Origin of the sequence: Sphingobacterium kitahiroshimense (assembly GCF_025961315.1) — a bacterium.
Classification (GTDB): domain Bacteria; phylum Bacteroidota; class Bacteroidia; order Sphingobacteriales; family Sphingobacteriaceae; genus Sphingobacterium; species Sphingobacterium anhuiense.
Genome location: NZ_JAOQNK010000001.1, coordinates 2,647,359 through 2,671,062, shown reverse-complemented (window position 1 = coordinate 2,671,062; position 23,704 = coordinate 2,647,359). Strand labels below are relative to the sequence as shown.

The following is a 23,704-nucleotide window of genomic DNA, read 5'->3' as shown; positions in this document are numbered from 1 at the left end:
TAAACTTATTCTAAACCTCCCACACAAAATACAAATTCTCCTTTAATAGGATTGTTTTCAAAATGTAATTTTAAATCAGTTAAAGTACCTCTTACATTTTCTTCATACAGTTTACTTAATTCTCGTGATATCGAAGCTTGTCTTTCTGCTCCAAAAACTTGAATAAACTCATCAATTGTTTTAAGGATACGATGTGGTGATTCGTAAAATATCATCGTTCGTTTTTCTTCAGCCAAAAATTTCATACGGGTTTGACGTCCTTTTTTCACAGGTAGAAATCCTTCGAAACAAAAACGGTCATTTGGAAGTCCTGAATTAACCAAGGCAGGAACAAAAGCGGTTGCACCAGGTAAACATTGTACTTCAAGCCCCTCTTTAATTGCCTCTCGTACTAATAAAAAACCGGGGTCAGAGATAGCAGGAGTACCGGCATCTGAAATTAAGGCAATGGTCTGACCTTCTTTCAGAAATCTAATGATTTCTGAAATCGCTTTATGTTCATTGTGCTGATGATGCGCAAATACTTTTTTTTCGATTCCAAAATGTTTCAAAAGGGGGGCACTTGTGCGTGTATCTTCGGCAAGAATAACATCTGCTTCTTTTAACACACGTATAGCGCGAAAAGTCATGTCTTCTAAATTGCCAATTGGCGTAGGAACTAAATAAAGCATTTACAAAGGTAAGTTTTTTTTAATAATTGTAATCAAGGCTTTGACTTGCATTTTTTTAATAGCATGTGCTATTTTATTTATAGCAGTATTAAGCTCACTTCATTGTATAGAATCCTAATATGAAATGAGCTTTTTAAATTTATTTTGCTAAAATATTTTCAATTTGCTGTAATTCTTCTCTTGAAAATTGCTGGTTCTTTACCGCATTGACGGCGTCTTGAATCTGTGATACTTTACTTGCTCCAATTAAAACTGATGTCACTTGAGGTTTCTGTAATAACCACGATACCGCCATTTGTGCCAATTTTTGATTTCGTTGCAGTGCTATTTCATTTAAAGCTTTTATTTTTTCGATTTTATCTGAAGTGATATCACTTTCATGAAGTGAAATACTTCCAGAAGCTGCTCGTGAATCTTGCGGAATACCATGTAAATATTTATCAGTAAGTAAACCTTGGGCTAAGGGTGAGAAAGGAATACAACCAACTTGCTCCTCTGTAAGTAAATCCAATAGGCTTTCTTCGACCCAACGCTCAAACATAGAAAACTTAGGTTGGTGGATGAGACAAGGCGTGCCCATTTGTTTTAAAAGATCTATCGCACGTTTTGCTTCAGGTGTTTTATAGTTCGATATCCCGACATATAAAGCCTTTCCTTGTTGGACCAATAAGTTTAAAGTAGCCATTGTTTCTTCCAGTGGTGTTTCTGGGTCCGGTCTATGGTGATAAAAAATATCTACATAATCCAGGTGCATTCTTTTTAAACTTTTGTCTAAGCTAGAGACTAGGTATTTTTTCGAACCCCAATCGCCATAAGGGCCATCCCACATCGTATAACCAGCTTTGGAAGAGATAATCATTTCATCGCGAAGTCCTTTAAAGTCTGTTTGTAATATTTTTCCGAAATTTTCTTCTGCCGAACCAGGAGGCGGCCCATAGTTGTTCGCAAGGTCAAAATGAGTGATACCCGAATCGAATGCTGTCTGTATTAACTTACGACTGTTCTCAAAATCATTGACATGACCAAAATTTTGCCATAAGCCCAATGAAATTGCTGACAATTTAATTCCGGAATTACCCGAACGGCGGTATTCCATTTCTTGATATCGATTATTCGCAGGTGTATAGTGCATCTGTTATTATGCTTTATGAGTTTATTTAAAGGCAATTTACAAGTAATCTTACACATATAAAGATCTTGATGTAAAATTGATTTTAATTTTCATTCGGACTTATTAATTGAACTTCACCTATTATATTTCTTCTCTATAATAATTCGTGATGGAAGAGTTGGATATCGATTCGTGTATAACAATCATGAGTGCCAAATAGAAAGGACGGGAACGAACAATTTTGTTTAATAAATGACAGAATAAAAATTGTAAATAAAACAAATTTATCTAAGTTTGTTTCTTTAAAAATACATACAATTATGTTGCAATTGAATTATATCCGTGAAAACAGGGATAAGGTAATCGAAAGATTAGGTGTCAAAAATTTCAAGGAAATTGGATTAGTAGATGAAATCATCACTTTGGATGAACAACGTCGTAAAATTCAATCCGAGTCAGATGCCCTTTCAGCAGAAGCAAATTCATCCGCAAAACAAATCGGAGAATTAATGCGTCAAGGTAAAAAAGAAGAAGCTGAAGCCGTAAAATCCCAATCCTCCGGATATAAAGAACAGATCAAAAGTTTGACAGATCATTTAGATCGTGTTGAACAGGATTTAAATGCAAAGATTGTCCAACTTCCCAATCTTCCACATACTACCGTTCCTGCAGGTGTATCAGCAGATGATAATGAAGTTGTGTTAGAAAACGGAACTATCCCTACATTGGCCGATGATGCGGTTAGTCACTGGGATCTGTTAACTAAATACGGTATCGTAGATTTGGAGTTAGGTGTAAAGGTAACAGGAGCAGGTTTCCCTGTCTATAAAGGAAAAGGAGCTCGCTTGCAACGTGCATTGATCAACTTCTTTTTAGATGAAGCTGCAAAAGTGGGGTATGAAGAAGTACAGGTGCCAATTATGGTTAATGAGGCATCTGCATTTGCTACTGGTCAGTTACCTGATAAGGAAGGCCAGATGTATCATGTAACACACGATGATCTATACCTGATACCAACAGCGGAAGTTCCCGTTACTAATATCTATCGCGATGTTATCGTAAAAGAAGAACAATTCCCTATTAGACATTGTGCGTATACACCATGTTTCCGTCGCGAAGCGGGATCGTATGGTGCGCATGTTCGTGGTTTAAATCGTTTACATCAATTTGATAAAGTGGAAACAGTACAAATCGTTCATCCTGATCGTTCTTATGATGCATTGGAAGAAATGAATACATATGTGCAGGGACTGTTACAAAAACTTGAATTACCTTATCGTGTATTGCGTCTCTGCGGTGGTGACATGAGCTTTACAGCCGCGTTGACTTATGATCTGGAAGTATACAGCGCCGCTCAAAAACGTTGGTTAGAAGTGTCATCAGTTTCAAATTTCGAAACGTATCAATCTAACCGTCTGAAAGTGAGGTTTAAAAACCAAGATGGTAAAATGCAATTGGCTCATACATTAAATGGATCTGCATTAGCTTTACCACGTATAGTAGCTTCTTTATTGGAGAATAATCAAACAGATAAGGGCATAAAAATACCTAAGGTATTGGTCCCCTATACAGGATTTGAATATATTGATTGATATTAATTTAATATAAATTAAAAGGGTTGTAATTTTTTACAACCCTTTTTTTATGTTAAAATTTTGTTAAATCTAATGATTACCGTATTTAATTCTGTGTAATGGGTAATTATGAAAATTTAATTTATATCAGTACTGCTTGCATTATTCGTAATATAGAAGCTTCATATTTACATTAGTTATGAAAAAAAAACTTTTTTGTTAAAATACTTGTAATAACAACTTTGTCTATATATATTTGCTTCCCGCTTTCAAGATGTAATGTCTGTGAAGGCTTACTACCACATTATTCATCGTAAATTTTAAAAAGAAAATTTACAGATTCTTATAAGATCACCATAGTGAATGCTGATTGCTGTCACTATTTGTTGAATCTACAATTTGTTAAATCTGTTTGCACACGAAAAGCTATCCGTCAAGGTGAAGGAGGTTTTGATTTGTGTTTTTTGAATTGTTTAGACAATTAAAGCTTAAACGTTTTAAATACACATCTAATTTTATGGACATAAACATATTTATATAAATTAATTAACAAACTAAATAACATGAAACAAACATTACTTAGTTTTCTCGTTGGGGGGATGATTCTATCATCAGTAGCATTCGCTCAAGAGAAGAAGATTAGTGGACGTGTTACATCAACAACTGGGCAAGCGGTACCAGGAGTTACTGTTGTTGTGAAAGGAACTAATCAAGCTACCCAAACCGATGCAAATGGTAACTATTCATTGAGTGTACCAGCAGGTAAGGTAGTTTTATTTCGCTCGATAGGTTTTGGCGAAAAAACAATTATTGTCAACAACAATACTTCAGTTTTTAATATCTCATTAGAAGATAATGCGAATGCGATAGAGGAAGTTGTTGTTACAGGAATGGGCCAAACGCGTCAGAAAAGATCTTTAAGTTATGCTACGCAAGAGCTTAAGGGAAGTAAATTGACAGAAGCGGCGAATAGTAATTTAGCAACAGCATTGCAGGGAAAAGTATCTGGTGTACAGGTAACTCCTTCTTCAGGTATGCCGGGGGCGTCTGCTAATATCACGATCCGTGGCGCACGTTCATTTACAGGAAATAATTCTCCATTATATGTAGTCGATGGATTGCCAATCTCTTCTACTTCCGATGTTTCTACTGGAAATGGTGTGACGGGTTCAGATTATTCTTCTAGAGGTTTGGATATCGATCCTAACGATATTGAGAGTATCAACATCTTGAAAGGACAGGCTGCCTCAGCTCTATACGGTATGCGTGCTTCTAACGGTGTCATCTTGATCACGACGAAAAGTGGTAAAGGAAAGCAAGGTAAACCACAGATTTCTTATAACTCAAACGTATCATTTGATAAAGTTTCAGTTCTACCAGACTTTCAGACAACTTATGCACAGGGTGTAAATGGTAAGTATGGAGAAAAAAGTGGTAATTTATCTTCTATGTCTTGGGGACCAAAAATTCCTGATTTAGCATTAGACCCTATTTATGGAGGTAGTACTGATAATGCTTATACTAAGCAATATGGTAAACAAGCAGGTAAATATTACGTGCAACAACGTGCTAATGCAGGCTTAGATCCTTGGGCTACTCCGCAATCTTATAATAATGCTGAAGATTTCTTTAACGTAGGTAATACGTTTAATAATTCATTCAATATTGTGCAAGGTTTTGATAAAGGAAGTTATGCTTTATCTTTAGGATCGACTAATGCAGATGGTATCGTACCATCTACAGGTATGGATCGCTATACTGCAAAATTATCGGGTGAAGCTAAATTGTCAGAAAAATGGACAACTGGTTTTACAGGTAATTATGTGAATTCAAGGATTACAAAACAGACTGGCGCGAATAATGGTATCATGGCAACTGTATATGGTGCACCAGCTTCTTATGATTTAGCGGGTATTCCATCATATTATTTAGATAATCCCACAAAACAAAATACTTATCGAGGAACAACTGGTTTTGATGGTCCTTATTGGGCTACTGAAAACAATAAATTTTCTGAAGATACACAGCGTTTTTTTGGTAATGGATTTGGTCAGTACGCGACAGATTTAGGTAACAATCAAAAATTAACATTGAAATACCAAGCAGGAGTTGACTCGTACACTTCAAACTATACTGATTTATGGGGATATGGTCATGCTAATGGTAAAGGAGAGGTAGAAAACTACCACTTTTCTGTAACCGAATGGAATTCATTAGGTACTGCTGCTTACAATTGGAAAATCAATGATGATTTGGTATTAGATGCGATGGTCGGTAATGAAATTGTTAACCGTGTCCGTAGAAGAGACTATGCTTTTGGTCAAAATTTCAACTTTCCTGGATGGGATAATATTAACAATGCAGCTACAGTTACTGCAGAGCAAACATTACGTCATACCCGTACTTTTGGTACCTTCGGTAGCTTAGCCTTAGCCTATAAAAACATGTTGTTTTTAAATGCAACAGGTCGTAACGATATCGTTTCTTCGATGCCTCGTAACAACCGTTCATTCTTTTACCCATCCGTTTCAGCAGGTTTTGTATTTACGGAATTGGAAAGTCTGAAAAGTTCAGTCTTAACAATGGGTAAGATTAGAGCTTCGTTTGCCGAAGTAGGGCAGGCAGGAGACTACTATGAAAGTTATTATGATAAGCCTACATATGGAGGTGGATTCTCTTCAGGTACACCAATTTTATACCCTGTTAATGGCGTTACTTCATATACTACTTATCCAGTTGTTTACGATCCAGCCTTGAAGCCGCAGAATACGCAAGCATATGAACTTGGTACTGATTTGACATTCTGGAATGGATTGATCAATATGAACTATACTTTCTCTCGTCAAAACGTGAAAGATCAAATTTTTGAAGTGCCATTGGCCGCTTCTACAGGTTATTCAAGTTTAGTGACGAATGGTGGTAAAATTCATACCAATGTACATGAATTAACATTGGCTGTTGCTCCATATCGTTCAGGTGATTTTAAATGGGATTTTGCATTCAACTTTACTAAAATTGATAATTACGTAGATGATTTGAAAGAAGGTGTAAACAGCATTTTCATGGGAGGCTTTGTTGAGCCACAAGTACGTGCAGGTATTGGTTACAAATTCCCAGTGATCTATGGAGTGTCTTACTTAAGAAACGATGCAGGACAGATTGTTGTTGATGAAAATGGTTTACCACAAGCTGGTGAAGAAAAGGTAATTGGAAATGTATCTCCAGACTTTAATTTAGGCTTCAATACCAATTTCGAGTACAAAAAAGTTCGTTTATCTGCCGTATTAGATTGGAAACAAGGTGGACAAATGTATCACGGTACGTCAGGGCTTTTGAATGTCTATGGAGTGTCACAGCAATCAGCTGATTTAAGAAATGGTGATGGTTTCCTATTCGAATTACCAGCTGTGAAAGCTAATGGAGAAGTGAATGATATCATGATTGATGCACACCCTACTTTTGATAATGAAGGAATAGTAAATAATACTTCAACTTACGATTATTTTAACCGTTTGAGTAATATTTCTGAAGCATCTGTTCGTGGAACTTCATTTGTGAAATTGCGTGAAGTGGCTGTAGGTTATCCTGTTTATCAAAACTCGAAAATCAAAGTAGATGTGAACGCATTCGCACGTAACATTATTCTTTGGTCTGAACTTAAAGGTTTTGATCCAGAGGTTTCTCAAGGAAATACAAATATGTCAGGTGCATTTGAGCGTTTCTCTTTACCGGGAACATCAAGTTATGGTCTAGGTGTAAACATTAAATTCTAAAAATTAGGACAATGAAATTAAAATTAAATATAGTAGGATTATTAGCAATGGGTGTTTTAGCTACTCCGATAATCTTTACTTCTTGTTCAGAGGATGCAATGGACAGCGTTAATAATAATGTTAATAATCCAAGCGATGTTCAGGCTAAATTTATTTTAACTGACGTTATTACACGTACTGCTTTTTCAAATGTAGGTGGCGATTTCAATACATATTTGTCGACTTATGTGGAACATGAGGTTGGTACAGATAACCAATTATGGAACGCAGAACATCGTGAAAACGAACCTGTGAGATCATCTACTTTCAATAATACATGGGGCAACGTTTATACAACGTTGAAAGATGCGCGTATTGTGATTGAAAAATGTTCTGAAGGTGGAACGCAGTCAGGAAACTATGCAACATTAGGTATGGGACAAGTAATGGCAGCGTATAACTTAGCATTGCTGACGGATTTATTTGGAGATGCTCCTTATTCAGAAGGATTCAAACCTTTAGAAATCCGTAATCCAAAATTGGATAAACAAGAAGAATTGTACAAACAAGTCAATGCTTATTTGGATGCAGCAATTGTAAATTTACCCAAAGGTGATACTCACGCATCAGGTACTGTTGCAGGTCAAGACTTTTTATTTGGCGGTAATACTGGTAAATGGTTAAAATTTGCTCACGGTTTAAAGGCCCGTTATGCAATGCGTTTATTAAAAGTTACTACTGATAAAACTGCGGCTTTAAATGCTATTATTGCTCATGTAGATAAATCTTTTGCTAATGCAAGCGAGGAAGCTAAATTTGCTCAGTATAATGCATCAAATCTAAACCCATTATTTGACTTTCAATGGTCAAGAGATGGTCTAGCTGCGAGTAAAAGTATTGGTGACAAAATGTTAGATCGACATGATCCACGTTTAAATCGTAATTTTATGAATGCAGATTGGGAGCAGGTTAATGATATTTCACTTTCAAGTGATTCATATAAATTACTAGCACCAAACGGCTTAAATACACAGATTAAATATTATTATTTGACGTCGACATTTGTATATTCTCAAACTGCACCTACTCAATTGTTGAGTTACCACGAGTTATTATTTTTGAAAGCAGAAGCTATGCAACGTTTAGGTCAGGGAACAGCTGCTATTGAGCCGATCTTGAAGAATGCAGTTACTGCGGCAATTAAAAATTCAGAAAATTCTGTAAATGCCGCATTTGTCGCACCTACGGTTAATGCTAATGGTAAAATTGTTGAAACATCTGCAGATTTAACAGATGCTGATATTTCAGATTATTTTGTTAATAACGTTAAACCATTATTTGTTGCTAATCCATTAAAAGAAATTGCTAACCAAAAATATTTAGCATTCTTTGGAGCATCTGGTGAGTCTACTGAAATGTACAACGACATCCGTCGTTGGAAAGCTAATGGTGAAGAGTTGATCGAGTTGAAAAACCCAGGTAAATTCCCATTACGTTTACCATACGGTAATGACGATACAACAACAAACCCTTATGTTCAGGCTGCATATGGTAATGGACAATATGTCTATACTGAAAATGTATGGTGGGCTGGTGGTTCTAGATAGTATCAAAGTTTAATTATATTATATTGACGGCAATCTCGAAAGAGATTGCCGTTTTTGTTTGTTGGATGGGAATATGGATTAGTGTAATCTTAAGCTTTCAAATAAACTAATAACAAGATTTTATTTCAAAAATATTTAACTTCACAATTATTTCGTATTCAGAAATATTGCTGTTTAAAAATAGTATTATGAGATATATCAACAAATTAAAAAATCTTCTATTCATAGTGACTATCTTTTTTGTTGGGCAAGTGGTTCTCGCTCAAAAAAAATCACAATTGAAGATACTACAAATTAATATTTGGCAGGAAGGTACAATGGTTCCAGATGGCTTTCCAGCTATTGCAAATGAGATTATTGCTAAGAAAGCAGACGTAGTGTTGTTTAGTGAGGTAAGGAATTACAATAACACAGATTTTGTACAACGAATCCTGGCCGAATTAAAAAATAAAGATGCCGTGTATTATGGTATATCCAGTGAACCATCTTTAGATGTTGCTTTCATTTCTAAATTCTCCATTAAGGATCAAATACCCTTATATACTGAAGCCAGTAAGGTGGGTAATGTGTTAAAAAGTAAAATTCAAGTAGCAGGTAGAAATTTTACATTTTATGCTGTTCATTTGGATTATACTAACTATGCCTGTTATCTGCCTAGGGGGTATGATGGCGTTACCTGGAAAAAACTTGATCAGCCGATTGTAGATGTAGCGAGCATTATAGAAGCAAATATAAAAGGAAAGCGGGATGAAGCGATACGTGATATCATTCTAGATGCAGATAAAGAAAGTAAGAGTGAGACGATTGTAGTTGCCGGTGACTTCAATGAACCGTCTCATTTAGATTGGACTAGTGAAACAAAAGATTTGTTTGATCATAGAGGTGCAATAGTTCCATGGGATTGCTCTGTGCTATTGACCAAATCTGGCTTTGTGGATAGTTTTAGAGAAAAATATCCCAACCCAGTTAGTCATCCCGGTTTTACTTATCCAGCCTATAACAAGGATGTCTCCATTGATAAATTAGCTTGGGCGGCACAGGCAGATGACAGGGATCGTATTGATTATGTTTATTATAGAACAAATAAGCCTTTAAAAGTTTCTGAAGTTAAAATTGTTGGCCCTTCTGGAACAGTAAAGTATGGTAAAAAACAAGATGAGGATAGTCAGGATGAATTTATGCTACCTGTAGAAGTATGGCCCACTGATCATAAAGCTTTATTTGTCGAGTTTGAATTCTAAAGTGTTTGTATTTACTGTCAGTAGCGTCCTAAATAAAATTTAGACGCGTAAAAATCACTTATTTTATCACCAATAAGCTTGGTTTTTCACTTAGTATTTTTTTGAACCCTATGTTCTTTTCAAAAAACTATAAATTGTCCATTTTTATCAGGCACATTTTCCTTTATAAATGGAACATTTGCCCATTTACAAAAATCAATTTTCACAAAAATATTCATCCTTATAAATCCGACCAAATTGGACAGATTTCATTTATAGATGACCTTCTTTTGGATGTATTTCAATAAAAGTATTCCGATCAGTGAGGTCCATATCTGTATCTGAACCGCATTCTTTGAAGTTCCAACAAAACTGGTCACTTTGAGGCACTGTTTGAGATGTTTGAAAAAGATCTCGATCTGCCACCGCTGTTTATATATCATTGCAACCATTGTAGGCTTCCATTGCAGGTTATTGGTTAAAAATTCATATTCATCTCCGGTTGTGCTGTCCAAAACGTGGACAAGCCTGAGCTTTTTGTAACCATATCGTTTTGCAGCAGCTCCATCCAATGTAATTGGCTGATCTTTAATGATTCCACCTGCTAACATAGCCTCGCTCTGATAACTCTTGATCACGCTATATTTCATATTAACCTTGCTTCGCGTAACAAAATAACATCCCTTGCTGTCCAAAACGTTCATCCACTGAAAATCAACATAACTACGGTCCACAACAACAACACTTCCTTTAGGAAAGCTAAAGCTGTTTGCCCTTTTGCTCTCATGAACCTTACCGTCGGTAACTTCCATAAAAACAGGAAGACAGCCATCGTAGTCCAACACTGTATGCAACTTGGCCGCACCCTTATTACTGCGGAATACCGCGCAGTCGAACATCGAAAGGCACACGGGAATCACACTGGCATCCGTCAGATAAACCTTGCGCTTTAAGATTCGTAATTCTTTACGGTGATTAACATCTTTGGCCCATAGACTGGAAATAAGGGCGAAATAAAGATCCCTGAACAAGTTATAGTCTCTATGCTCATTCATTATAGGAGATACTGGATTTACTGGACGACCTGGAAATCCCCATGTGCCTCATATTTCCAGTAGTGCTACGTAGCCCATTGCTGATATCACGAACTGAGTCTGATGAGGATAAATGGCAGAAGAGCATGCTAACTAAGTGCGTCCAACTGGTAAGTCCTTTCTGATGCTTATCACTATTATATTTAGATACTAGTCGTTTGAAAATATCTCGATCTACCAAAGACAGAATCGGGCTAAAAACATTTATATTTATCATGGCGGTGTCTGATTTTTTGCAACTTCAAGTTAGCTATTTTTTAAATAGCTAAACACCGCCATTTTTTAAATAGCTAAACACCGCCATTTTTTTATCCTTTTTCCTAATCGTTTAGGACGCTACTGACATCTTTATTTTTAAATATCCTAAAATTTTATTTTTAAATAATAATTGTTAAAGATTGGGATTAATTGCTAAAGAATTTATGAAAAGAAGCGAAATCAAAGCAAGACAAATTCTTGCTGAATTAAAAAATGGGAATACAGTGGAACAAGTTATTTCACATAATCAATTCAATGCATTTGAATGGAATAATTTATCTAAGGCAGCATATAATATAGAATTAGAGGAAGAAATAATTAAAAGAAGGACTTTATTTGAAAAAAAAATTGTTTTGCTAACTTCTAATGATGAAATTGAAAAGATTATCTCATTAAATTCAAATTTGTCAAGTTATGCTTTAGCATTACATCCATTTGCAACAAAAAACGATCTCAATGTTATTTTTGAATGGGAGTGTAACTCAAACTGTGTCATTGGATAATTAGCCTAATTCTAAAAGCCTCTATCCAGCTTGAGCCTATCTCCAAATTTAATGTAAAGCCCGGATATCGTCAAGCCCCAGTTGTGCATCGGCATTGTCCACTTTTTAGAGATGTCCTTTATTATCAGGTACATCAACTTCATAAGAGCCTGCTCAGAACTGAATGCACCTTTAGTCTTCGTAATTTTAAGGACCTGACGGTGCATTCCTTCAATAGGATTAGTGGTGTAAATAGTCTTGCGGACCTGCTCATCATACTCGAAAAAAGTAGATAAGTTCGTCCAATTATCCAACCAGGATTTAGCAGCAATTGGATATTTCTTACCCCATTTCTCTTCGAAGATAATTAAGTTTTCATAACCCATTTCTTCGTTAACAGCTTTATAAACGGGCTTTAGGTCTTTAATGAGAGCTTTTTTATCCTTTTCTGTAACATAGCGCATACTTGATCTGATCTGGTGGACAATACATAATTGAACTTTAGTTTTAGGGAAAATAGCTTCAATAGCTTCAGGAAAGCCTTTTAAACCATCGATACAGGCAATTAGAATGTCTTCGACACCACCCTGTTTTAGGTCTGTAAGAACAGATAGCCAAAACTTCGCACCCTCATTCTCTGAACTATAAAGACCTATCAGATCTTTACGTCCATCCATTCCTACACCTAATATATTATAAATAGCTCTAGATTCAACCGTGTCGTTCTGACGGACTTTATAATGCATGCAGTCCAGGAAAACAAAGGGATAGACGGCCTCTAGCGGACGACTTCGCCACTCATTAACGGCAGGCATAACACTTTCTGTGATACGGGATATTTCGGTTGCAGAAATATCCATAGCATACATCTCACGGATAAAATCACTTATAGCACGTGTGCTCATCCCTTTGGCATACATACTCAGGACATGGCCTTCTAATTGTTCTGTAATAATGAGCTGACGCTTGGGAATTACCTTAGGCTCAAATGTACCGGATCTATCCCGTCCAGACTCCAGTTCAAAAGTACCTGTATTAAGACCGCGGACAGTCTTTTTAGTCTTACCATTACGACGATTGGAATTACCTGAGGCTTTATCTTCCTGAAGGTGACTCTCTAGCTCGCCATCCATCATAGACTCTAGTAAATGCTTCATTAGGGGCGCCAGAACGCCGTCGTTGGGAGAAAAACTCTTCCCGTTATAAAGACCTTGCATAGCTTCATCTTTGAAGCGTTCAAAGTCGAATGGGGTCTTTTCTTTCATGACCATGTCGTTTGAATAATTAAATATAAAAAATCTTATTAAATTATTCCGTTGACACAGTTTACGTTACAGTCTCTTTTGAATTAGCAAACGATCTTCCGAATAAATTAGAAAATCTAATTATTGCAACCGAAGAAGTATTATTTGATCCTCGATTACGTACCTTACAAAAAAAGGGAAGATACGAGGTCCTGCCATATTTTCAACAATTCTCAAAGATAATCGAAGCTGCTACAATTAGTTATTATCGTAGGAACTATATATCAGCGTATATGACCTTAATGCCGATTATAGAAGGAGTATTAATTCGTTGGGCAGGTTATGATGGTACTAGTAAAAAGCCAGATTATGAAAAGCTCAGAAAATTTTTTACCAATTCCCATTTAAGACAACCGTCACCCTGGAACATCGCTTTTCATAATGTTTATTGTAAGATATGCTCCTCAATAATAAGTAATCATTTTTTTTTGCCAACAACAGAAGGTTTTGCTCATAACAATTTTAATAGACATTTTGCATCCCATTTATTAGGTGAAGAAAATTTTGCTACTCGAGAGAATTCAATGTGATTATTCTTGTTGCTTGACTTGATGACAGAAATATTTATTTGGGAATCAAAAGGGAAAGACCCTCGTAATGATTGCACAAACGAAACAATAATGTTGGAATACAACATATATTCAAATATTCAAGCTGTTGAGCAAACGAATAGTCCAGAAGACATTTTATTAAATAGTGATAATTAATTTAGGATCAGCAATTCTTTCACTATCTAGACCACATATTTTTTAATCGGGAATTGGAACCTCTTATTTATTTATTATAAACTATGGACATAAAAATAGAAGCAACAGATAAGATTAAATGCATCACCCTCCAAAAACTAAGGGCACTGAAGCTAGCATTTGTAAGTGTCCCAAAAAATCAAACAGCTTAAAACTGGACATAAATGTTTAGATTTAAGTAATAAGATGAAAAAGACACGTTTTACAGAAACCCAGATTGTAAGAGCTCTCAAAGAGGGAGAAGAAGGTAGAAAGACGGATGATATCTGCCGGGAGCTTGAGATTAGCAAAGCCACCTTTTATAACTGGAAAAGCCGTTACGGTGGCATGGAAGCATCTGATGTCAAGCGCCTGAAGGAACTTGAAGAAGAAAATGCACGCCTGAAAAAGATGTTTGCCGAGCTGAGTATGAACCACGATATCCTAAAAGAAGTCATCACAAAAAAAGGTTGGGGCTCCGGCAACAAAAACAGTTAACTCAGGAAATTGTCCTAGATCACGGTTTGAGTGTCGCCGGAGCCTGTAAATTGACAGGTATGTGCCGTTCACAATATTACTATGTTAGCAAGAAAGACGACAGTGCCGTGATGGCAGCATTAGATGATCTGTCCTCCAAACATCCTGTATATGGATTTCGAAAACTATATGCCTACTTGCGCAGAGAAGGTAAGCCCTGGAACCATAAGAAAATATACAGGGTATATAAGCTGCTCAATATGAATAAGAAGAGACGTGTCAAACGTCGGCTTCCTGTTCGGGAGAAACAACCTTTGGAACAACAGGTCAGCATTCTTATCCGTTATTTGTATAATTCTGCTTAAATGTGCTGACCGATCTCAAACAGCGTGGTGTCGAGGATATTTTTATGTCAATCATTGATGGCCTGAAAAGATTTTCCAGAAGTAATAGAGGCGAATTTTCCAAAACTGCGGTATAGTTATCTATCTTCCATCAGATCAGAATGAGGTATGAAACCGAAAGTTACAAAGCGGTGATATTAAAGATAAGCTTCACCATTTAATGAGAACAATGGATTGATTCAGATCTTTTCATACTAAAAACGAAGATCAAAATTGAAATATTTATAATTATATATTAATTTCTGTAAAAAAAATGTATATTGCTTTTGTGTTAAATAACCTAAAGAAAGTCATTCCTATATTTAAATAAATGTTGATTTGCAGAATTCAAAATCTTTTAAAAGTATTAGTTGTTTTAGTTTTAGCTTTTTCTTGTCAAGGATCACGAAGTAAGCTTAATTGGAATTATTTGGAAGAAAAATATAGTAATAATGATTTAAAGCTTAAAGCTATTAGATTTTTGAAGCAAAATATTGACTCTTTATATTCTGAGAAATTAGTTTTTTATGATCAAAATTCTGGTAAAATAATAAATATTAGATTGGATACAATTTCAAGTGAAAAGAGCCTTAAGGAGATCTTAACAAAAAGGAAATTGAGCTATAAATGGGTCAAGGTACGTGATGTTAGATTGTTGAATATTAAACAGATCGATACTTATATAGATGAAGCGTTCAAAATAAGAGAGAAATATGTTTGGAGCAAGAATATTTCTGATAGTTTATTTATTCATTATGTTTTGCCATATAAAATCGCAGCTGAATTCCCAACGGATTGGAGAAAACATTTTTTCTCAAAGTTTAAGCAAGATTTAGATTCTTTAAATCAAATTGATGGAATTGATGTTCAGTATGTTACTCGATTTTTAGTTAAAAAAATGGAGAAAATGTATAAGTATGATTCAGAAAATTATTTGTCTAGTCCATTTCCTGATGTAGATGAACTTTTATATTCTTCAAAAGGTGATTGTTATAGAATTTCATATCTATATGCATATATGTTGAGAGCAGCTGGTATTCCGTGTGTTGTTGATATCGTTCCGTTATGGGGAAGCAAAAATTCTGGTCATGCTGAGTATTCTAGCTTAGATTCTACTGGTTCATTGGCATCTAATGTAGCGACCTCTCATAAAGCTGGACTTAATAGAGCTGCTAAAGTTTTCAGACTAACATTTGATAACAATGGTTTTTATTCCAAAGATATTCATCCACATATTTTAAATTATCAGTTTTTAATCCCGAGTTTAAAATTTGATAATTTAATTGATGTAACCGATCAACATTCTGAAACTTTTGATGTAAACTATAGTATTAAAAAGATTAATAATCAAAGTCCATTTGCCTATATATGTGTTTATAATTATGGTAAGTGGGTACCGGTTTTTTGGGGTAAAATTAATAATGGAAATGTGATATTTCCAAAAATGAATTCTAATATTATTTATCGTGTAGGATTACCTGATTATAAAGGTATTATTTTTTCAGACGATTTATTTTTTATAGATCCAAAAGGTAAAAGCCATTTTATTAAGCAATCACATAGTACAATTAATAATGCGAGACTCTCAAAAACTAATTCTGGTGAATTTGCTTTTTTAGATTCTAGTCAAGTATATGAATTACATAAACTTTCTCCAAGAGGTACTTGGTTGAAGGTTGGAAATTATGCAACAGATAAAAATAGAATTATTACTGTCCCGAAGATTGAGTTAGATACTTTTTATTCACTTTTTAGAATTGGACAGAATAATAAGTATGCAAGACCTTTTCTATATTCTAATAATGAGCAGGAATGGTGGTAATTATTAATTTAAAGATAAAGGAATGAAAATATTATCGTTATTATTATTTATTGTATTAGCATTGGCCTTTATAAATAATCCTATGCTTAGTCATTGGAAAGATGAACCAAGAGTTTATTACTTTTTCTTTGCGTCTGTTTTTTTTTCTCTCCCTTTATTGCTTCTAGAATTTAACGACCAGCAAAAAAAAATTAATTTAATTGATTTAGCAGTTCTATCTGTTTTTCTTTTGCTGTTCATTTACAGTTTATCCAAAGTCTTATTTCATAAGACTGATTTCGATGATTTTTTATTGTCAATTACTTCTATTTGGATAATGTATTTTCCTTTCAAATATTTGATTAAAAAGGATCATTACTCTGTTATAAGACTTTTTATTTTAATATTTTATTTGCAAGTTTTTATTGGTATTGGGCAATTTTTGTATGCATTGGTGAATGATCTCAACATATCATTATTTATTACAGGGAGTTTTAGACATTCCGGAATTTTCGCGATATATCTAGCAAGTTTTTTTCCTGTTAAAGCAAGTGTTCTAAATATTGACACGAGATTAAAGTTAATTTGGAGCGTTGTAGTGTTGTTTTTAATTCTGTTAACTCAATCCCGGACCGGAGTATTCCTTTATTTATGTTCCATTACTTTCATCTTTTGGCCACATATTAAAATGTTGTACGAAAAGAGTCGTTATAAGTTAGCATTTATTTTGATACCGACCATTTTAACTTTTCTCTTAGCATCAATACTTGTCTATTTTAAATTACCATCAGCAAAGGGAAGATTGTTCATTTGGCAAAATTCTTTCGATATGATTTTGCAAAAACCAATTTTAGGCTGGGGTTATAATGGATTTGAAAAGTTTTATTTAAGCCAACAAGCAAATTTTTTCAAGAGTAGTAATTTGGTTAATTCATATAGCATAGTTGCAGATAGTGTATCGACACCTTTAAACGAATATATTAACTTGTTGGTTGAGTTTGGTTTTTTAGGTGCTGCGGTATTATTACTAATTGTGATTATAAGCTTTCTTTTTTTTAAAGTTTTTGATGCGAAGAAAGTTTATTCTTATTTTTTATTTATTTTATTATTCTTATCATCCGCTTTTTTCTATTTTACTTTTAAATCTACTGGACTTATTTTATTAATACTTTTAGCGATATCCTATATATCTTGCGAGTATGACGATTCAAAAGATTCAACATTTCTATTTATAATAGAGGGAAAAACATTAGTAGTAATAAAGTGTTGCTTATTTATTTTTCTTAGTTTAATGTTTTATTTTACTTATAAGCAGTATTCTGCTACAGTAAAGTGGAGAATGGCTATTAATTATATCCCTACTAATTCTGAACTTTCATTTAAAATGTATGATAGAATCTATAAAGATCTTGAACATCGTCCTGCTTTTCTTTATAATTATGGTGCGGAACTTTTTCAAGATGCAAAATTTAGTGAAAGTACAGCAGTATTTACTACTCTTCGAGCTCGATTCATCACGTTAGATGGTATGGTTTATTTAGGCAAGTCCTACAAAGAGATGGGAAATTTTAATCTTGCTGAGAAAACATTTAAAGAAGCATCATTTATGGTACCTAATCGTTTTATACCAAAATATCAATTATTTAAATTGTATTGTGATACAGATAAAATTTTAGAAGCATACTCAATTGCAGAGGAGATTTTAAATATGCCAATAAAAATTTCTTCAATAGAGATAGATAATATTAAAAAGGAAGTTAAGAGTTTTTTAATAAATAAACAGTTTTTTAAGTCTAAATTTTAATTTTATGAAAAAATCAAAAAATTATTTTTTTTATGTGATAATGACAATTATCACATTTATTTCTATTGGCTACTTAGTTTCTTGCCAAGATCCAGCTGATGATTTAGAATCATTACTCTCATCAGAATCATTAAATTCGGTTAGCAGTAAAGATAGAGCTACTTCTTTTTCTGCATGTTTAGAATCATATGACACTTGGGAATGGAGGGTTACTTATATTTGTCCTAAAGATTCTACTCAGCTAAGTATTAATAACAATGATATTAGAAGAGCAAAACGTATTGATTCTATTACAAAATTTAATGGTTCTAAATATCCAGTTACTTCTCCTGTAATGTCTGAGGAAACCAAAAAGGACGGGTTTGATACTTCTTATCCTATTCATAGATATGGAACAGAGATAAATAATATATATGATGAGTTAGCATCTGCTCCTGAAACAGCTACAGTTACATTATATGTTTTAGAGTATGGACCTTATGGAGGAATGATTTCTTTGGGTATTCAAAATAGTTCTTCTAGTACACAAGAATATAGTCGAGCGGTTGCATTCTATCCAAATCAGCCTGCCGTTATAAAGGGACATTTATATAATGAAAAATTTTTTGATACAAGTGGTCTAGTTTATTCTTATAGTATTACTGTAAAAGATATATTTATATCAAAATTATTAGATCATATTGCACATCGAAAAAACCCAAATTTCCGTCATAAATATAGTTATAAATCTTTTGAAGGTTACCATCTTTTTAAGGAAGCCTTCCTTATGAATGGTTTTTTTCAAATGCCGTCTGTAGCGCCTCCTCAATATAATTATCCTCATCAACTTGCATCTGTTATCAGAACATGGACTCCTAATAGCTATCATATTGTGAACCGAGAAGGAGGAATCATTCCCGCAAGAAAGGGTGAAGGGGGAAGTGAATTTGAATTGTAGTTTTAATTATTGTTAGTTTGTTTTGAGCTCGATATTTTCGAGCTCATCCTATTTTATCTTTTTTAACGAGTATTTCTTTAAATAGCATGGATTTTTATAATAATGGAACTAAAGGAAATGAGGGCTTCATTACCGGTTTTTGATTTATTAACTCCATTAAGATATTGAAATTAAGTCTTTTATTCTAGTTTTTGATTAAAGATTTAGCAAATAATATTGAGCGTTCTATGGTCGTCCTATTATTTGTCTCAGAATCATTTTTATAAAATTTCATTTTGCAAATATCTTATCTTATATTTGATTTTCTCTAGTAGCATTTATATGCTACTGTTAAAAGGTAAATCCCTAAGAAAGAGGAAAATAAATATATTTGAAAAATAATAAAAATCCATTGGCTTACAGTTATATTGTTAGACTTCTCTGTTTTTGAAGACTTACCGTTGTGAAATATTAAGTTCGTTTGCTAAGACATCTTGTCCCCAACCTTTTTTCTCTCTCATTAATCGAATTTTTGTTCCTGTTGTTATAATGCAGTTATATATAACGATTTATAACTTTCAGTTATGTGTTTATAACTGAAAAGAATTTGATTATTAGTCTAAATTTTAAATCTTTGTAAAGATAAAAACCAAATAGACTAAAAATTCCCTAAATATAAGATTGTAAAATAGGTTAAAAAATAATAGATTTGCACCATCATAATAGGTGGCTGCACTTATGAGTCTTGTTAGCGAAACGTGAGAAATTTCAATTGGAACAAGGCGATAAGTGGGATTAAACGCCCGTCATTAATGGCGTGACGTCCGCTTCTCGTTCCAAAGGCTTCTCACGGCCTCGCTGATGGTAGGTTGGATGTCACGCCATTGTTGTTTACACTCTTCCGAAAAGACTCATTATCATTAATGAGTTATGATGTTAGAAAAGAGCTACTTAGGAAAATTAGTCCCCCTTAATCTTTATGCGGTTACAAGACATTATGATGTCTTCAAATCGATGAAAGCGTACCGTAGACCAGTATATTACCTTTATGATAACCATTTAACGCTTTTCGATTCCTGCAATTTATTAATATCCTGAGCACGAGCTTATGGACAGCTGATTAGTATCATTTGGAAGCTGTTCTGATTATCTATTGCACAAAGGAAAATGCCAAAATTATAAACCTTAAATACTTAGCGAAGCGATCTCTTTCGTGCCATTAAGTATGATTTAACTTATGAAAAAAATGAACAATTTTTATAAGGGTGGGAGAGTACATGCCTATTTTAAGGGTATTATCCAGTCCATTTGTAGGATAAGAATCAAGTGCAATATGCACGGGATATTACCTAAATATTCCGTTACTAAAAAAGCACTTGAAAATAATATTGCACATACAAGTAATGTTGATTTTATCAGTCAATATGCCTTCGGTGAAGGCTCGAAAAATCTCCGGGAGGACTCTCATTGTCGACTAGATGTCGAAGAAAAAATATCAAAAAGATTAAATTCTTATTTTTTCCTGACCAAATTAACACCAACTTCTAAGTTTCTGCGACTGGGCTTCGGGTCGGCCTCGGGATTTCATCGGCTACAGTGCATGAAAAGTCGAAGGATAGTCGAGGAAAAGCCGAGTGGAAGTAGAAAAAAGGGTAGAGAAAAAGAAAATAAAGTAAGTAGGAGCTTTCAAGATCTGGCAAACAGCAAATTGAGCCATTGTCTGGCTGATGCCCGCTATATACCTGCTTTTAACATGCTTCGGGCCTTGTTTTACCTCCGACCGTAGTTGCACCGTATGTGCACCGTACCTCTCCCGTCCCTGCACCAGGAAAAGAACGGTGCAGGTGTTTTGCAAGTACTGCGCAGTTACAGGGAAACTTACTACGAGGTTAAAAGAAGGTTAAAAGAAAGTCCGAACAAGATCCGAACCGATGGCTTTGCTTTTTTTATGATTTTCTTTAAAAATGTACTTGCTAAAATCCTTCTTGATGTACTGTCAGTGTACAGGTTATTCACTAACGCCCTACTGAAATGGTACCGGAAAGGTACTGAGAAGCTACTGGAGAGCTACCAAATAGTTACTAACGGCAGTAGCTTGGCTACGGACTTGAAGGCGACAGCTGGTGAAGCACCGTACTTCAATGGGCGAAGTGTAGATCAAGCGTCCGTAATGCGTTGCATATGCATAGATAAAGCATGGATAGTGCGTAAAACGGTATCCGTTTACACACTACTAACGCACTATCAACGCTTTATGTATGCTTCATCCATACTTGATCTATACTCTAAAGAAGCTTCATTTCAAACAAACGTTTTTAAGCCCCTGAAAATCTTAAGCTGGGTTAAGATGTGTTTTTGCTTTAATAGCCCTGTAAATCGCTTAAAACTCCCGTTAAATAACATGTTAAGTAGTATTCATGATACTGTCAGTGAGTGGGTTATTTATGATTTTCAAAAATTGATGGGTATTTCTTTCAACGCATCGAAGAATATAAGGACTTATTCTCTATTAGTCCTTATGTTTTATATGTTTAGTTTATCAGCTCAGACGCCCCGCAAGGACAGCGGGGCTGATGGGCTTAATAAGATTAAGCCACTTCTGGTGGGAGATACTATTCCGGAAGCGTTGTGGCATTTACCTTTGGACGTACTGAATTACGCTCAGGGAAGTCAGAGGATATATCTAAATAATTTCCGTGATAAAAAGTTGATCCTGTTGGATTTTTGGACTGTATGGTGTGTTCCGTGCATAAATAAATTAAAAGAGTTGTCTGCTCAATTAAATTTGTTGGATGAGGATGCTATTGTGGTTCCTGTAACCAAAAATAATGCAAGTTCGGCTCAACATATATTGAAGCAAAATGATGTGGATTTGTTCACTATTTATGCCGATAGCATGCTAATCCGATATTTTCCTCATGTGAGTGTCCCTCATCAGATCTGGATTAAAGATGGGATAGTGACATATATAACGGATGGAAATCTTACCACAGTTGCTAAAATCAATGATTTTGTAATGAACAAACCCGTTCAATTGTTGCAAAAAGAATCAGAGATAGACCATTCAGACCTTAATAAATTAACAATATCTGATACGAGTCAAATGATTGCAGATAATACTATTTTTAGCAGCTCATTTACAAAAGCCTTGCCTTATAACATATTTGCAGTATCTGAAAAAAAACAATCATTGACATTGTTCAATCATTCTATTATCGGATTGCTACTTTATGCAAACCGTGATAATATACCGTTTAGTGGTATGAAAAATCGGATTATATGGCGTATTTCAGATTCGCTTAGGCAAAGGATGGAATTGCCCTTGGATCTCATTAATACGAAGGATTATAAGACAGAAAGCAATCTTAGGCAATGGAAAAAATCTAATTTATATTGCTATTATCTTACTCATGTAAATGAATTGGGGGAAAAACAAAAGATGGATTTATACAAACAGGATCTCTCTCGTTTTCTTTCCTTAAGATTTAATGTTAAGGCTTATGTCGTTGATAAAAGTGTAGAATCATTCTGTCTTTATGTAAAAGATAAAACCGTATTCGAAAAATTCCAAATGCAGAATGGTACTCCCAAAACATCTTCCGATGTAAATTCATATACTTTGGTCAATAGACCATTAAGAAATCTAATTGCCTATTTGTGCACCAACAATTTTAGAAATAGTCTTCCAATTGCTGACATGACAGATTATACTGGTAATGTAAGTCTCAAGCTGGAAGCAGATCCTAAGGATTTGAATGCTGTTGATAAGGCGTTTTATCAATTTGGGTTGGGTATAAAAAGGGGTATGTCAACCTTACCTATGTTGATCGTAGAAAGGAGTGGTAGCGATGAATAAATTTAAATATTTTATTATTATTGGATTAGTATACCTTTTTAATACAATTTTTGCGCAATCTAGGTATACTGGAACTGTTGATTTGATATCTGGTAAAGGGGGGCTTGAATATCCATGTGCTTGCGGTATACATCCTCGAAACTGACTAAAAGCTGATGGTGTCTGATGATAACTTCATCAACTTGCATATTTTTATATTCCAACAGCTGATTATATAGTTTGCGTCTGCGTAACTAGCTGTAAAACAAGTAAAAGTAATAAGGAGTTATATCTGGCCTGGCGTCGCTAAGATGAAAGGGGATTGGAATCTAACTCTAATTTTGATATTACAGATAGTAGTTATTGTTTGGCTTTAGAACGTTCTTCTTGGTTCAAATGGAGTAACATAATTCTGGATGATCTATAAAGTTTTAATATTAATCGGATCGTAAATGGTTTATTTTTTTGTGTGTTATTATTATTTAAGCTTAAAGCTACATACATATTTTGGAAAAGGACTATTTTCTTTTGTAAAATTCTTGTTGCGGTGAATTTTTTTTAGAATTAAAAAATTATTTCTTTTGAGATAGACTATTCTAAGATGTGAACTGATATTGATTCTTTTTATGAAAGATTTCTGTAGCGCCTCTTTTGAATAAATATAACAGTGTATAGGTAGGATACCAATTT

The 23,704-nt window shown here is 34.4% G+C and carries 17 protein-coding genes; 12 read left to right on the top strand and 5 right to left on the bottom strand.

The window, feature by feature from the left end:
- Positions 1–5 precede the first annotated feature (5 nt).
- Positions 6–671 carry a 16S rRNA (cytidine(1402)-2'-O)-methyltransferase gene (gene rsmI / locus M2265_RS11945; protein ID WP_132772171.1) on the bottom strand — a complete coding sequence of 222 codons (666 nt, stop codon included), beginning with the start codon at positions 669–671 and terminating at the stop codon, positions 6–8.
- Between the two features lie 139 nt (positions 672–810).
- Positions 811–1,803: an aldo/keto reductase gene (locus tag M2265_RS11940; RefSeq protein WP_132772172.1), complete on the bottom strand. Its 993-nt coding sequence runs from the start codon at positions 1,801–1,803 to the stop codon at positions 811–813.
- A 299-nt stretch (positions 1,804–2,102) separates the two neighbouring features.
- On the opposite strand from M2265_RS11940, the gene serS reads away from it, so the two are divergent.
- The 4 genes from serS (at position 2,103) to M2265_RS11920 (ending at position 9,956) form a co-directional block, all read left to right on the top strand.
- Entirely contained in the window at positions 2,103–3,374 is a 1,272-nt protein-coding gene (serS, locus tag M2265_RS11935) for a serine--tRNA ligase (RefSeq protein WP_132772173.1), read from the top strand.
- A gap of 545 nt (positions 3,375–3,919) precedes the next feature.
- On the top strand, positions 3,920–7,129 hold the full coding sequence (locus M2265_RS11930) for a SusC/RagA family TonB-linked outer membrane protein (protein ID WP_132772174.1): 3,210 nt from the start codon (positions 3,920–3,922) through the stop codon (positions 7,127–7,129).
- An 11-nt stretch (positions 7,130–7,140) separates the two neighbouring features.
- Positions 7,141–8,715 carry a SusD/RagB family nutrient-binding outer membrane lipoprotein gene (locus M2265_RS11925; RefSeq protein ID WP_132772175.1) on the top strand — a complete coding sequence of 525 codons (1,575 nt, stop codon included), beginning with the start codon at positions 7,141–7,143 and terminating at the stop codon, positions 8,713–8,715.
- 278 nt (positions 8,716–8,993) lie between these two features.
- Entirely contained in the window at positions 8,994–9,956 is a 963-nt protein-coding gene (locus M2265_RS11920) for an endonuclease/exonuclease/phosphatase family protein (protein WP_207902487.1), read from the top strand.
- Between the two features lie 248 nt (positions 9,957–10,204).
- On the opposite strand, the gene M2265_RS11915 is transcribed toward M2265_RS11920, so the two are convergent.
- Both M2265_RS11915 and M2265_RS27015 read right to left on the bottom strand, forming a co-directional pair.
- Positions 10,205–10,990, bottom strand: a complete 786-nt coding sequence (locus tag M2265_RS11915; protein ID WP_132772177.1) for an IS4 family transposase — start codon at positions 10,988–10,990, stop codon at positions 10,205–10,207.
- Positions 10,983–11,246 carry a DUF4372 domain-containing protein gene (locus M2265_RS27015; protein ID WP_132772178.1) on the bottom strand — a complete coding sequence of 88 codons (264 nt, stop codon included), beginning with the start codon at positions 11,244–11,246 and terminating at the stop codon, positions 10,983–10,985. The genes M2265_RS11915 and M2265_RS27015 overlap by 8 nt, the downstream gene beginning before the upstream one ends.
- A 205-nt stretch (positions 11,247–11,451) precedes the next feature.
- Here M2265_RS27015 and M2265_RS11910 point away from each other — a divergent pair, with 205 nt between their 5' ends.
- Entirely contained in the window at positions 11,452–11,790 is a 339-nt protein-coding gene (locus M2265_RS11910) for a hypothetical protein (protein WP_132772179.1), read from the top strand.
- Positions 11,791–11,801: 11 nt separating this feature from the next.
- On the opposite strand, the gene M2265_RS11905 is transcribed toward M2265_RS11910, so the two are convergent.
- On the bottom strand, positions 11,802–13,034 hold the full coding sequence (locus M2265_RS11905; RefSeq protein WP_132772180.1) for an IS256 family transposase: 1,233 nt from the start codon (positions 13,032–13,034) through the stop codon (positions 11,802–11,804).
- Positions 13,035–14,005: 971 nt separating this feature from the next.
- Here M2265_RS11905 and M2265_RS11900 point away from each other — a divergent pair.
- The 7 genes from M2265_RS11900 (at position 14,006) to M2265_RS11870 (ending at position 23,035) form a co-directional block, all read left to right on the top strand.
- Positions 14,006–14,296: a transposase gene (locus tag M2265_RS11900; protein ID WP_132772181.1), complete on the top strand. Its 291-nt coding sequence runs from the start codon at positions 14,006–14,008 to the stop codon at positions 14,294–14,296.
- Positions 14,297–14,355: 59 nt separating this feature from the next.
- Entirely contained in the window at positions 14,356–14,640 is a 285-nt protein-coding gene (locus M2265_RS11895) for an IS3 family transposase (RefSeq protein ID WP_207902488.1), read from the top strand.
- Positions 14,641–14,989: 349 nt separating this feature from the next.
- Positions 14,990–16,480 carry a transglutaminase-like domain-containing protein gene (locus M2265_RS11890; RefSeq protein ID WP_132772183.1) on the top strand — a complete coding sequence of 497 codons (1,491 nt, stop codon included), beginning with the start codon at positions 14,990–14,992 and terminating at the stop codon, positions 16,478–16,480.
- Positions 16,481–16,502: 22 nt separating this feature from the next.
- A complete protein-coding gene (locus M2265_RS11885) occupies positions 16,503–18,263 on the top strand; it encodes an O-antigen ligase family protein (protein WP_132772184.1) in 1,761 nt (586 codons plus the stop codon).
- A 4-nt stretch (positions 18,264–18,267) separates the two neighbouring features.
- A complete protein-coding gene (locus tag M2265_RS11880) occupies positions 18,268–19,200 on the top strand; it encodes a hypothetical protein (RefSeq protein ID WP_132772185.1) in 933 nt (310 codons plus the stop codon).
- A gap of 1,225 nt (positions 19,201–20,425) precedes the next feature.
- Positions 20,426–20,965, top strand: a complete 540-nt coding sequence (locus tag M2265_RS11875) for a hypothetical protein (RefSeq protein ID WP_132772186.1) — start codon at positions 20,426–20,428, stop codon at positions 20,963–20,965.
- Between the two features lie 9 nt (positions 20,966–20,974).
- Positions 20,975–23,035 carry a TlpA family protein disulfide reductase gene (locus M2265_RS11870; protein ID WP_132772187.1) on the top strand — a complete coding sequence of 687 codons (2,061 nt, stop codon included), beginning with the start codon at positions 20,975–20,977 and terminating at the stop codon, positions 23,033–23,035.
- Positions 23,036–23,704: the final 669 nt, after the last annotated feature.